The organism is Rossellomorea oryzaecorticis, from assembly GCF_045897515.1.
Taxonomy (GTDB): Bacteria; Bacillota; Bacilli; order Bacillales; family Bacillaceae_B; genus Rossellomorea; species Rossellomorea enclensis.
Window position 1 is genome coordinate 20902 of the sequence record NZ_JBJOSA010000016.1, and the last position, 12696, is coordinate 33597.

12 protein-coding genes are annotated in these 12696 nt (G+C 41.4%); 4 read left to right on the forward strand and 8 right to left on the reverse strand.

All coding sequences use genetic code 11. From position 1 onward, the window contains the following. Nucleotide 1: 1 nt before the first annotated feature. Together ACKA06_RS16240 and ACKA06_RS16245 are read right to left on the reverse strand one after the other, a co-directional pair. Nucleotides 2-697, reverse strand: a complete 696-nt coding sequence (locus ACKA06_RS16240) for an L-ribulose-5-phosphate 4-epimerase (RefSeq protein WP_411160151.1) — start codon at nucleotides 695-697, stop codon at nucleotides 2-4. 1 nt (nucleotide 698) lies between these two features. Beyond that, a complete protein-coding gene (locus ACKA06_RS16245; RefSeq protein WP_411160152.1) occupies nucleotides 699-2321 on the reverse strand; it encodes a xylulokinase in 1623 nt (540 codons plus the stop codon). 343 nt (nucleotides 2322-2664) lie between these two features. Between ACKA06_RS16245 and ACKA06_RS16250 the strand changes: the two genes are divergently transcribed. Continuing rightward, nucleotides 2665-3750, forward strand: a complete 1086-nt coding sequence (locus ACKA06_RS16250) for a GntR family transcriptional regulator (protein WP_411160201.1) — start codon at nucleotides 2665-2667, stop codon at nucleotides 3748-3750. A gap of 116 nt (nucleotides 3751-3866) precedes the next feature. Continuing rightward, nucleotides 3867-4682 carry an alpha/beta fold hydrolase gene (locus ACKA06_RS16255; RefSeq protein WP_411160153.1) on the forward strand — a complete coding sequence of 272 codons (816 nt, stop codon included), beginning with the start codon at nucleotides 3867-3869 and terminating at the stop codon, nucleotides 4680-4682. A gap of 217 nt (nucleotides 4683-4899) precedes the next feature. On the opposite strand, the gene xylB is transcribed toward ACKA06_RS16255, so the two are convergent. Beyond that, on the reverse strand, nucleotides 4900-6396 hold the full coding sequence (gene xylB, locus ACKA06_RS16260) for a xylulokinase (RefSeq protein WP_411160154.1): 1497 nt from the start codon (nucleotides 6394-6396) through the stop codon (nucleotides 4900-4902). A 129-nt stretch (nucleotides 6397-6525) separates the two neighbouring features. Between xylB and ACKA06_RS16265 the strand changes: the two genes are divergently transcribed. Beyond that, on the forward strand, nucleotides 6526-7416 hold the full coding sequence (locus ACKA06_RS16265; RefSeq protein WP_411160155.1) for an AraC family transcriptional regulator: 891 nt from the start codon (nucleotides 6526-6528) through the stop codon (nucleotides 7414-7416). Between the two features lie 3 nt (nucleotides 7417-7419). Here the strand turns inward: ACKA06_RS16265 and ACKA06_RS16270 are convergent, their stop codons facing one another. The 5 genes from ACKA06_RS16270 to ACKA06_RS16290 form a co-directional block, all read right to left on the reverse strand. Then, entirely contained in the window at nucleotides 7420-8700 is a 1281-nt protein-coding gene (locus ACKA06_RS16270) for a TRAP transporter large permease (protein WP_411160156.1), read from the reverse strand. Continuing rightward, nucleotides 8700-9191 (reverse strand): TRAP transporter small permease, encoded by a 492-nt coding sequence (locus ACKA06_RS16275; protein ID WP_411160157.1) that lies wholly within the window; start codon nucleotides 9189-9191, stop codon nucleotides 8700-8702. Before ACKA06_RS16275 ends, ACKA06_RS16270 begins: the two co-directional genes overlap by 1 nt. 63 nt (nucleotides 9192-9254) lie before the next feature. After that, nucleotides 9255-10283 carry a TRAP transporter substrate-binding protein gene (locus tag ACKA06_RS16280; RefSeq protein WP_411160158.1) on the reverse strand — a complete coding sequence of 343 codons (1029 nt, stop codon included), beginning with the start codon at nucleotides 10281-10283 and terminating at the stop codon, nucleotides 9255-9257. Between the two features lie 19 nt (nucleotides 10284-10302). Next, nucleotides 10303-10722, reverse strand: a complete 420-nt coding sequence (locus ACKA06_RS16285; RefSeq protein ID WP_411160159.1) for an HIT family protein — start codon at nucleotides 10720-10722, stop codon at nucleotides 10303-10305. Then, nucleotides 10715-11758, reverse strand: coding sequence for a zinc-dependent alcohol dehydrogenase (locus ACKA06_RS16290; protein WP_411160160.1), 1044 nt, complete (start codon nucleotides 11756-11758; stop codon nucleotides 10715-10717). The genes ACKA06_RS16285 and ACKA06_RS16290 overlap by 8 nt, the downstream gene beginning before the upstream one ends. Nucleotides 11759-12050: 292 nt before the next feature. Between ACKA06_RS16290 and ACKA06_RS16295 the strand changes: the two genes are divergently transcribed. Then, entirely contained in the window at nucleotides 12051-12596 is a 546-nt protein-coding gene (locus tag ACKA06_RS16295) for a D-lyxose/D-mannose family sugar isomerase (protein ID WP_411160161.1), read from the forward strand. The last annotated feature ends 100 nt before the right edge of the window (nucleotides 12597-12696 follow it).

Consider the following 12696-nt stretch of genomic DNA (forward strand, 5'->3'; position numbering starts at 1 on the left):
ATTACTTTTGCCCGTAATAGGCATTTTCTCCATGTTTTCGTAAGTAGTGTTTATCTAAAATACGCTGTGGTAACTCTTGAGCAAAATGATTTAATTCCCTTGCAAATAAATTCATTTTCGAAATTTCCTCTAGTACCACACTATTCATTACCGCTGATTTCACATCTTTTCCCCAAGTAAAAGGAGCATGTCCATGGAGTAAGACACCGGGAACTGCTAAAACATCTAAGCCTCGCTCTTCAAACGTTTCGATGATAACTTTGCCAGTTTCAGCTTCATAACCCCGATCAATTTCTTCTTGAGTTAAAAAACGTGCACAGGGGACGGGACCATAGAATGTATCTGCATGAGTGGTCCCCATCGCTGGCACATCCAAACCTGCTTGAGCCCAGATCGTTGCCCATGTTGAATGTGTGTGTGCAATGCCGCCGATTTCTGGATAATGCTCATAAAGTACTGCATGAGTCGGTGTATCGGACGAAGGATTTAAATCTCCTTCTACGACATTGCCTTTTAAATCAACCACTACCATATCACTGGCTTTCATGGTTTCATAATCGACGCCACTTGGTTTAATCACGAATAGGCCGCTTTCACGATCAATCGCACTTGCATTTCCCCACGTGTATTTCACCAGACCCTGCTTTGTTAATTCTAAGTTCGCTTGAACCACTTCTTCTTTTAATTCTTCTAACACTTCAACCCCTCCAGTTTTCCACTAGATTATCTACAGCGGTCCGCTCAATCACTAATCCTTCTTTATATCGTTCGATAAATTTCCCAAAACCCTCCACATCAGATCGATCCGGATGAATTTCTTGTACCTCAATTCCGGAAAAAACTCTTTTATCGAGGAAATCTTCTAAACTTTCATCTTTCTCTTTGTTCATCATGTAAGAAGCTAGAATAGCAATCCCCCAGGCACCACCTTCTCCAGCTGTATCCATAACGGAAATCGGAGTATTCATGGCAGCTGCCACCATTTTTTGACCGACAATAGGGGTTTTAAATAAACCACCATGTCCCAGGATGCTATCAATGGTTGCATTTTCTTCCTTAATCAAACTGTCCATTCCAATTTTCAAAGCACCAAAAGCAGTAAAAAGATGGGTTCGCATAAAGTTGGGTAAGTTAAAATTACTCTCAGGCGAACGAACAAATAGAGGGCGGCCTTCCTCTAACCCCGTTATATTCTCACCTGAGAAGTATCCGTAGCTGAGCAATCCACCACCATCCGGATCAGCCTCAAGCGCCAGATTGAACATCACAGTGAATAACTCATCCGTTTCAACCTTTTGCCCCATTGCTTCATAAAATTCATGGAACAATCCCATCCAGGCATTGATATCACTTGAGCAGTTATTCGCATGAACCATTGCAACCGGACTTCCGTTTGGTGTAGTAACCAAATCGATTTCCGGATATACCTTTGAAAGTTCCTTCTCTAACACGATCATGGCGAAAACTGAGGTTCCTACTGAAATGTTTCCTGTACGTTTCTTTACACTATTCGTAGCAACCATCCCTGTCCCGGCATCACCTTCAGGCGGGCAAAATGGGATACCTGGTTGTAAATTTTCTGATCTATCGAGAAATTTTGCTCCCATATCCGTCAATTCACCGGCTTCCTCGCCAGACAGATAAACTTTAGGAAGGATATCTTCCAGCTTCCAGGAATAACCTTTGGAAGCGATTAATTCATCGAACTGCTTCACCATCGAGGCATTGTAGTCTTGTGTTAATTCATCAATCGGGAACATTCCCGAAGCGTCCCCAATTCCGATCACTTTTTTACCAGTCAGTAACCAGTGAATAAATCCAGCTAATGTAGTGATATAGTCAACGCGCGGTAAATGTTTCTCCTCATCTAAAATCGCTTGATAAAGGTGGGCGATACTCCATCGTTCCGGAATATTAAATTGAAACTCATTCGTTAATTCATTGGCTGCAACACTGGTTGTTCCATTACGCCAAGTCCGAAATGGAACAAGCAGCTCCCCTGTGTTGTCAAAAGCCATATAGCCGTGCATCATTGCAGAAATCCCAATGGAGCCGATGTTCCGAATAGTAATTCCATATAGCCGTTCAACTTCTTGTTTCATTTCACTATAAGCTGTTTGCAATCCGGTGATCACGTCTACCAAGTTGTACGTCCAAATTCCGTTTTCCAATCGGTTTTCCCAAGCATAACTCCCAGTTGCAATCGTTTTAAAATCTTTATCGATCAATACTGCTTTAATACGTGTCGACCCAAATTCGAGTCCAAGTGATGTCTCACCTCTAGTAATCTTTTGCTTAATATCTGTTCGATTATTTTTCAAGGTACTCCCCCTCTGACAGCGGTTTCAATTTCTTCAATGGTAAGGAGGCGCCTTTCCATTTTAATTAACGTTAATTGCCACTTCAGTGTAATATTTGTACGTACATATGTCAACACTTAAAAATATATGTACGTACAAATATTCAAATGGTATGTCTTTTATTCACTCATTAATATAGGCAACAATTTATCACTGACATTTTATAAAAATGCAAGGAACCATATCCCTTGTCTCAAACATGAGGAAACATATAAATCCTTTTGAAATCATGATATAATCTGTACGTACAAATAATTAAAAGAACAAATTTTAATGGTGAACAACTATGAAAAAGGTGATTGAAATGAAACCAAAATATCAAATCCTCATTGATGATATAAAAAGTAAGATCCTTTCAGCAGAATATGACATAGGAGAACGAATTCCTACGGAATCCTCCTTGCAGGAAATCTACAGTGTGAGTAGACAAACCGTTCGAAAAGCTATTTTAGAACTATCAAATGAAGGGTTCCTAAAAAGTGAAAAGGGATCAGGGACTTTTGTAAGTAATCAATATCAGGCAAAATCCAGCGGAAAATCCAATAATAAAACAATAGGGGTAATAACCACCTACATTTCAGATTACATTTTTCCCTCTATCATTCGTGGTATTGAAGGAAGGTTGAACGAAGAAAATTTTTCGTTACTGTTAGCCAGTACAAATAATGATATAGAACAAGAAAAGAAGGCTTTGGAGATGATGTTGTCATTCGGGGTGGATGGGTTGATTGTCGAACCTACGAAAAGCAATCTGTACAATCCAAATATCGCTTATTACCTATCATTCAAGGAACATGATATTCCTTTCACCATGATTAACGCTTATTATGAAGAATTAGAGGTGCCTTTCTTTTGTCTTGATGACGTCAAATCCAGCTATATCGCTACAAAAGAGTTGATTTCTAAAGGACATACACAAATCGGACTCATTTCAAAAATAGATGATTTACAAGGAAAGTATCGAATGAAGGGCTATATTAAAGCGCTCGGAGAAGCAAAATTACGGTTTCAACCAGAGCATGTGCTTTCTTTCGATACAGAAACAAAACTGGACTTATACACATACTTAAAAGACTTTCTAACCAATAATAGAGACGAATTGACTGCCATTGTTTGCTACAATGATGAAGTTGGATTAGAAGTAGTAAATGTATGCAGTCAACTTGGTATTTCTATCCCAGAGGAGTTGTCAATAATTGGCCAAGACAACTCCTATATTGCAAGAAACGCTAATATTAAATTAACAACATTAACACACCCACAAGAACAAATGGGGCGCGACGCAGCAGATTGGATTATAAAAAAACTACAAGGAAACAAGGATTTGCCAAACGAAACCTATTATCAACCAATATTAATAGAAGGCGTTACTGTAAAAGAGTTAGAATGAAAATCAGATCCTCTATAACTGGGTCAAGGGGTTTGGTCCCTCGACCCACCCCGATATAAAACTCCCTCATGGCGAATATACTCAAAGAAAAAGACAAAATCTCAGGGGGTACAGCCATGAACACTTATATCGAAGTGGATCCGGGGATCGAATTATATGTAGAGGATTCCGGCAGCGGTGATCCGATTGTTTTTATTCCAGGGTTTACGTTTACGACGGAAGTCTTTTCCGAGCAGGTGAAACATTTCTCAAAAACTCGCCGGACGATTGTGATTGATCCCAGGAGTCACGGACGCTCCACCATGACGGTTCACGGAAATGACTATGTGACGCATGGAACGGATCTTCAGAAGGTTTTGAAGCAGTTAAACGTCATCAACCCTACCCTTGTCGGCTGGTCTTTTGGATGCCTGACGGTTTGGGAGTATATCCGCCAATTTGGTACCGGTGACATAAAATCGCTAGTCCTAATCGATATGCCGCCAAAATCTTTATCTTTGCATGAAGACCAGGATTGGGTGGAAGGCCCGCTGGATGACATGGCAGCCGCTTATACGAACTACCTCAGAAATCTAAAAGGGCAGCGTGATTTCATTTCTGCTTACGCCACCGGAGTCATGGTTCAACGGGAACTGAAGCAAGAAGAGCTGACATGGATCGTCGAACAATCACTGAAGACACCTTACTACATTGCCGCCAATCTGTTTTCTTCCGGGCTTTTTTCCGATTATCGGGTCGAGGCTTCGGAGAGCAGTGCAACAGTCCCGACCCTATATGTCGTGGCAGAGCACTGGGCAGTAACGGCGACCCCCTATATAAACAAGCTGGCTCCTAAAGCGTCGGTGGAAGTTCTGGGAGGACATCTTATGTTTTGGGAACATAGTGAAAAATTTAATGAGATGGTGGAGTGGTTTTTGAAAAGAATTATCTAATCATTTTCTTACTACATTTCTCCCGTTCTTCCTCGAACAAAAAGCCACACAAAAGACTGCCTTTTTTGCTTAGAAGGCAGTCTTTTCATTGGCATTATGTTAAATTGTTTTATTTGATATTCTCAATATAATTAGAATCTTCGTCTTGTTACGGGCAAAACTTCCACTTCAAGAACCGTCCACAACCACCCAACCGAGTAAGACCGCTACAAGAATATCACCTAAACCCCCTCAACCCATCATTCAGTTCCTTCGTTTGCTGATATACCTTTTTATATAATGCATATAACCTTTCATAAGTTTCGACATTTTCAGGTATGGGTAAATAGGACTCTTCATATGATATAAAAACTCTAGCGCAATCTTGAAGAGAGCTATACCATCCGCAGCCATATGCTGCGAGTATGGCTGCACCTAAAGCTGGACCTTGCTCATTTGATAAAGTAATGATTTCTGTATTGAAAATATCAGCTTGCATTTGGAGCCATTCTTTATTTTTTGTCCCACCACCGATTGAGATAATGGTCTCGATAGAAGGATTGCTTTCTCTTAATATATCAAGCGCTTCTTTTAGGGAGAAAGTTACCCCTTCCAGCACGGAACGGATGAAATGCTTCTTTGTATGGTTCGCGTCCATTCCGATAAAGCTCGCACGAATGGAGGCATCAGCATGCGGTGTTCTCTCCCCTGCCAAATAAGGCGAGAACAGGAGTCCGTTCGACCCGGGTGGGATGTCGTCTATTCCATCCAGAAGTGAGTTAAATGAATCCTTTTCAGCAAAAACGTCCCGGAACCAGCTCAGGCTGTAGCCTGCTGACAGGGTCACCCCCATGCTGTAGAAGGCGTTTTCCTTTCCATGGTTAAAATAATGGACTTTCCCTTGGTAATCTTTATGATTGGGTTCCTCATAGGAAAGCACGACCCCTGATGTTCCAATGCTGCATAATGTTTTACCGCCGGTCAGGATCCCAGCCCCTATGGCACCGCAAGCATTATCCGCACCACCCGCAAATACTTTCGCAGAAACAGGAAGTCCCGTTTCCTGAGCGAATGTTTCCGTAATATTCCCCACATAAGCGTGAGATTCCACTAAGGGTGGCAATATGTTCTCATCGATTTGAAAGACTTCGCAGACTTCTTTACTCCATTCTTTTTTTTCTACATTTAGTAGAAGCGTTCCGGCTGCATCAGAATAATCCATCGCGATATTTCCTGTAAGCCGATAACGAAGATAATCTTTAGGCAGCAGAAGGCAGTGTGCCCTCTTATAGATATCCGGCTCGTTTTCTTTTACCCATAGTAACTTGGGCAGTGTAAAACCTTCTAAAGCCTGGTTTTTTGTGATGGCAAGAAGCCGATCCCGACCGAGTGCCTCCACCACTTCTTCACATTGCTTGTACGTGCGCGTATCGTTCCACAAGATGGCATTACGAAGAACGTGATGGTTTTCATCGAGAAGAACCAGACCGTGCATTTGACCTGAAAAACTGATTCCTTCGATATCTTCCTTTTTTCCGTTAAATTTCTTCACGACTTCTGTGAGAATTTCCTTTGTTTTTATGTACCATTGTTCTGTATCTTGCTCACTGAAGCCTGATTTTTCTTGAATCATTGGGTACTGTTTGGATAAGGTTAGGTGAACAATACCCCCTCGATCCACTACTATTGCTTTGACAGCACTTGAACCCAAATCAATTCCTATTACATATTTCATAAACTTCCCCCCGTTGTCAGTCATTCCGCCTGTAGAATTAACTTTTTTCTATGAAACACGATCAGTATTTGTGGTAATATTCTAATAACTAAAAGATATGAACTTTGAACTACAAAAGAGGTGAATGACGTGTTACGTGATGAGCAATTGCGTGTTTTCTGGATGTCCCGTATAGATTATGAAAAAAACACGGGTGTCAAAAGCCATTTTCATGATGATTTATACCAGTTCCTCTATCTAATAGATGGAGAAGGAACAATTCATATCAATGAGGATTCATTTGAGTTACGTCCAAAACACGCATATTTCATTTCAAAAAGATTTAAGCATCATTTTTACTTTACCTGCCCCTCCTCCACCATCGATCTTAAGTTCGATATAATTAATAACGATTTAGAAAACCTTATTAGTACAGACCGGTTTCCGCTACCTTATTTCATGGGTGATTCACCCAAATTGAAAGAATTGTTCAAACTGTCGGTTGTAAACCTTAAGAATTCCAGCCCCCTGATTCCTTACCGGATTGATGTTGGATTTAAGGATATATTGCTTGCCATGATTCAGGAGAATCCTTCTACACAGAATATCAGTCCCCCTTCCTTGTATTCATTGAAGAGTGAGTTCCATCCAGACTTTCCTGTGATTGACTACATGGCGGAGAATCTTCAATCTAGAATTACTCTTGAAGATATTGCGAAACACTTCAACTTTCATCCGCACTATATCATCGACTTGTTCAGGAAAAAGTTTGATACAACCCCCATGAAACTGCTTCAGGAGTTGCGGATCGAGAAGTCAAAAGAATATCTGGAATTCAGCAATTATACTGTAACAGAAATTGCGGAACTTGTTGGTTTATCTGCCCCATATTTCTCGAGGCTATTCCATTTAAAAGAAGGAGTCTCCCCAACTGAATATAGAGAACAAGCACGGACTGTGGTCGGGAAACATATCCTTCTTGAAGAAGAATTCTCGCCTTCTTTAAAAAAGCAACCGAAGATTTCTAAAGATATCCAATAAAGCCTATTCAAATATGCTTGGTATATATAAAGTTAAATGTGGCACAAACGCAACCAACATTAAGATGGCAATCATACTAATATAAAATGGAAGCAAAGCCTTAACAGCTCCTTCAATCGGTATCTTTGCAATGGCACTACCAATAAACAAAGCTCCTCCAACCGGGGGAGTGACTAACCCAATTGCCATACAAATCATCATTACAATTCCATAATGTATAGGGTCCATCCCGATGCTTGTTGCAATAGGCAAAAGGATTGGTGTGGTAATCAAAATGATAGGAGCAACGTCTAAAATCATACCAAGCAGCAGCAAAATAAAAATAATGATGAGAGTAATCAGGATGGGGTTGCTCGTTAAACTTAATAGATTTTCTGAGATAAGGGAAGGAACCCTCAACAATGCCAGTAACCAGGCAAAACCGCTTGATGTCGCAATTAAAAACAAAACCAAGGCCAGAGTTTTAAATGTACGCCTCAATACAGGGACAATCATGGACAAAGGAACTTCCTTATTGAAAACAAAGCTTACAATAAACGCATATACAACCGCAATGGCAGCAGATTCTGTAACCGTGAAAATCCCCGTCATGATACCTCCTATAATGATGACCCCTGTCATTAACCCCGGGATGCTTCCCTTAAGGGCAGCCAGAAATTCTGTAAAAGAGGATGGTTTTTCAGCCGGATAATTTCTTTTGACTGCAATCAGATAAGCGGTCACCATAAGTCCGAGACCAAGGAGAATCCCAGGAATGATTCCTCCAAGGAATAATGAGCTGATAGAGAGCCCTCCTCCAGCCGCCAATGCATAAATAATCATGTTGTGGCTTGGTGGAATGACAATGCCCTGGGTTGCAGAGGTTACCGTGACTGCCACGGAATAATCAGCGTCATATCCCTTTTTTTTCATCATCGGAATCATGACAGACCCCGTCGATGAAGTGTCAGCAAGTGCAGATCCTGAAATCCCGCCAAAGAGCATACTTGAGCTGACATTCACCATGCCCAGCCCCCCGCGGAACCTTCCGATCACCACATCCGAAAGCTTGATCAGCCGCTGTGAAATCCCGCCAGCGTTCATGATTTCACCTGCCAGGATAAAGAAAGGGATGGCCAACAACGGAAAGCTGTTTACCCCTGCCACCATACGCTGGGCAAGAACGGACATGGGAATATCGAGAAGAAAGGCAACGACCATGGATGTCAGGCCCATTGCTAAAGCCACCGGTACCCCAATAACTAAAAAGACAAGAAATAATACAATCAAAGTGGCGATAGCCATTATCCGTCTACCTCACTTTCTTCTTTTACGCCCTGCCAAAACCCGAGAAATTCGGAAACCAGATAGATGATGACCAGCGCGCCTGCTGCTGGTACAACAACATATAAGAGCGCTGAGGGTACGCCGATACCAGGGATACTGGAGTCCAGCATTTTATATGAAAACTTGCTGCCTTCAATCAGCATGAAAAAACCGAATAATATGGCTAATAGTCGCTGGAGCACATTCAATACACGCTGGAACATACGGGGCATTTTATTTTCAAAAAGAGTGATTCTAATGTGAATGTTATCCTGGAATCCAATGGCTATCCCTAGAAAGCCAATCCACACCATCAATAATAAGGAAAGGGGCTGAATCCAGGTTGGTGTATAGTTCAATCCAAATCTCGAGATAACCTGGTAGCTAATGATAATGGTCATTCCTACAATCATTAGCAGGACAAAGGATTCTGTTATCTTCCTTACTGTTACAAGAGTTCTGTTAATCATACAGTCTCCTCCTCAATTATTTCTTAAAATGGGCAAAGAGTACGAAACCCTTTGCCCAGCGTTCTATCGTGTGTCCTCAATTGCCTTAAACAAATCTCCATAAGTGGACTCATATTCTTTATAAAGCGGTTGGACCTTCTCCCTGAATTCGGAGCGTTCTTTATCGGATAATTCCACTACGTTATTTCCGGCCTCCATTACACGATCCATGGAGGTTTGGGCATATTTATCGTACTCTTCCAACTGCGTTTTTTCCGACTCCAATGCAGCTTCTTTAATTATTTTCTGATCGTCTTCTGAAAGCTGATCCCAAGAACTTTTACTCATGAATAATACTCCCGGGATCCGTAAATGTTCGGAGAGTGTGAAGTTCTTTGCTACTTCAAAATGACCGTCTGCTACATAAGTGCTGACATTATTCTCTCCACCCTCGATGACACCCATTTGCAGTGCACTGTATACCTCAGATGCAGCAAGTGGTGTTGGCGATGTTCCCAGCTTTTTAAAAGCGTCAATAAGAATATCATTTTGCATCACTCGAATCTTTTTCCCTTTTAAATCCTTGACCGTTTCAATTGGGTCTGTGGAATAAAAGCTTCTAGCACCTGCGTCATAAAAAGCAAGACAAATCAAATCGGATTCTTCTAAATCGGAAAATAGATCTTCTCTTAACGAAGATTCTAGTGCATTCCACATATGTTCCCTGCTATCAAATAAGAAAGGGAAACTAAAGATTCCCAGACTATCTGCGAATTGCGTTAAGGGACCTGCGTTTGCTCTTCCAATATCAATGATGCCTACTTGCGTTTGTTCAATGGTGGTTGTTTCATCTCCAAGCTGGCCGCCAGTATACACTTCCACTTTTATTCTTCCATCAGAGAGTTCCTCTACTTTTTTAGCAAACTCTTTTTCTGCTATGGAATCCGGATAATCATCTACCTGAGGTTCAGAGAGTTTCAAAACAATTTCTTCACCAGATTTGACAGCGCTCTCATTTTTAGCGGTGCCAGCGGAGGAAGAACAACCTGCAATACCAAATATCATCAGCACTGCAGCCATAAACACAACAAGCTTTCTACTTAACCTTTTCATTTTCCGAAAACCTCCTCATTTATAATTGATCTTTAATCATTTTGATTAATTGCCCATATTCAGCTTCATTCATAAACTTCTTGTGTGTCGGGGCATTCACAAACGCTTCACCCCACTCTTCTCCATTTTCATATTTTGGAACAAGATGAAAATGGAGATGGGAAACGACATCCCCATAGATAGCATAATTGATTTTCTGCGGCTGAAAGGCCTCCTGTAGCGCTTTCGCCGCCTTTGCTACATCCTCCGTAAACATTCGGAGTTCTTCAGGTGTCAGTTCAAACAATTCTCTTTTATGATGATGTAAAGCCAGAATCGATCTGCCCCGATGGGTCTGATCCATATTCAGATAGAAGACCGAAGTGGTCAAGTCTTCTATCTTTTTCATCAGATCATGTAATCTCTCATCTTTTTCGCAGTAAAAACAGGTGTCACCCATTGGTTTCATCCACTTCACAATCGATCATCACATGGATGGTGTCCCCGCGATGGTTATTCCTTGTCTTGAAAGCTTCATCGACCCTGGACAATGGGAAAATGTGAGTGATAGTTTCCTTTGTATTCACAAGACCGTCCATTACCAGCTTCAGTCCCTCATCAAAATAACGACGGTTGTCTATATCCCTTTTAGGTTCAGTCGATAAAATATCAAGTCGCTTCTTATGAACCTTAAAGAAATCAATCGGCTCATGACAGGTTCCGATACAGCCATACATGACGATTCTTCCGTTTTGCGCAGCAGCATCAATTGCGTCCACCATTCCAGAACCTTCGAGGAGGCAAGGTATGACGATATCAAATCCTTCCGGGAAATCCTCTCCGACTACATCCATGGTCTTTGCATCAGCTGACGGCATTTTATACGTATGGGTGGCTCCATATTTCTTTGCCAGCCCCAATTTTTCATCAAACAAGTCGGTTACCACTAAATTTTTCGGGCTGTAAAGCTTCACCACTTGAGTCAATGCAAGCCCGCTTACTCCCTGTCCCATGATAAGGACATTTTTATTTGGCGATATATCAGCGTTTTCAGCGGCGGATAGTAATGCCGGCACCACTTCAATCAATGATCCCTCTATCAATGGAAGTTCCTTAGGAAGCACCTTTACGGAAAAAGGCTTGCAGCACACGTATTCTGCGAAGGCTCCCCAGATATAACGAAGGGCTACATGGTCCCCGACATTCAATCCCAGGACATTTTCACCGACTTTGTCAATGACACCTGCTACTTCATGGCCCAGCCGTGTTGGATAAGAAATAAATTCTGGCTCACGTGCCCCGCGGTATACTTCAACGTCACTGCCGCAAATACCGACCCACTTCACCTTGATTCTGACTTCCCCTTCAGCCGGCTCAGGGATTTCTGCCCGCTTAATTTCAATATTTTCTATGTCAGATAATACTGCACACATCTGTGTCCCTGCTCCATCATGTTCCACCAATTGCATTGGAGGTACGGTCATTTTACTTACCATAATTTCAACTCTCCCCATAATCGTTTTTATTTTGTAACCACTTACATTTGTATTTCTACTATAGGTGAGGTCGAGGAATTGTTCTATGGAGAGAATTCAAATGAATTTAACCAATATTCAGATTTTCACTAACAGACACTCTAACTGCCCCAATCCAACAGCCTTTTCTGAGCGAGCCAAATCTATGGACATCTGAATATCAGATAAGAGAATACTCATATCTGTCATAGAAAAATGGTGAATGGTACTTTATGCTTCAAGTAGCCATATTACTACAATAGGAGGGGTATTAATGATTTCACGTGAAGAATTTAATCAAATAAGGATCGAAACACTGGCTTATTTTCAGAAGGCAAGCATTAAATTAACGGATAAAGAAATGGAAAGAATTGAAGTAGCGGATTTTGGCCTCAACCGAATAAGAGAATTAGGTTTACAATTAATTGAATACGTAAACACAGAACGCTGTTGTGCAAAAGACCTTGTACTTTTACCAAGGCAAACATGCCCTGAGCATTTACATCCCCCTGTAGGTGAATCGCCAGGGAAAGAGGAAACCTTCAGATGCCGATTCGGCACCGTCTACTTATATGTTCCCGGTCCAAGAACACAACATCCTAGCGCAATTATTCCCCAAGATAAACAAGATACTTTTACTGTCTGGAATGAAATCATCCTTAAGGAAGGAGAACAATATACATTGTATCCAAACACATTGCACTGGTTTCAAGCAGGAGAGGACGGAGCCATTGTATCTGAATTTTCGACAAAGAGTACAGATGAAAACGATATATTTACAGACGGAAACATTGAGAGGGTTCCGGAAGTGGCGGAATGAATTGATTACGACTAACGAAAGATTGAGGCTGGAAGGTCTTAATAAACAACTAAGGGTTGTCGGAAGGGGATTTTCATTACTTATCTTGAATGCATAATCT

Excerpts from the sequence above, each read along its gene's own strand:
- ACKA06_RS16255 (WP_411160153.1), top strand. The coding sequence starts at position 3,867 with ATGAACACTTATATCGAAGTGGATCCGGGGATCGAATTATATGTAGAG.
- ACKA06_RS16275 (WP_411160157.1), bottom strand. The coding sequence starts at position 9,191 with ATGATTAACAGAACTCTTGTAACAGTAAGGAAGATAACAGAATCCTTT.
- ACKA06_RS16250 (WP_411160201.1), top strand. The coding sequence starts at position 2,665 with ATGAAACCAAAATATCAAATCCTCATTGATGATATAAAAAGTAAGATC.
- xylB (WP_411160154.1), bottom strand. The coding sequence starts at position 6,396 with ATGAAATATGTAATAGGAATTGATTTGGGTTCAAGTGCTGTCAAAGCA.
- ACKA06_RS16295 (WP_411160161.1), top strand. The coding sequence starts at position 12,051 with ATGATTTCACGTGAAGAATTTAATCAAATAAGGATCGAAACACTGGCT.
- ACKA06_RS16285 (WP_411160159.1), bottom strand. The coding sequence starts at position 10,722 with ATGGGTGACACCTGTTTTTACTGCGAAAAAGATGAGAGATTACATGAT.
- ACKA06_RS16290 (WP_411160160.1), bottom strand. The coding sequence starts at position 11,758 with ATGGTAAGTAAAATGACCGTACCTCCAATGCAATTGGTGGAACATGAT.
- ACKA06_RS16280 (WP_411160158.1), bottom strand. The coding sequence starts at position 10,283 with ATGAAAAGGTTAAGTAGAAAGCTTGTTGTGTTTATGGCTGCAGTGCTG.
- ACKA06_RS16270 (WP_411160156.1), bottom strand. The coding sequence starts at position 8,700 with ATGGCTATCGCCACTTTGATTGTATTATTTCTTGTCTTTTTAGTTATT.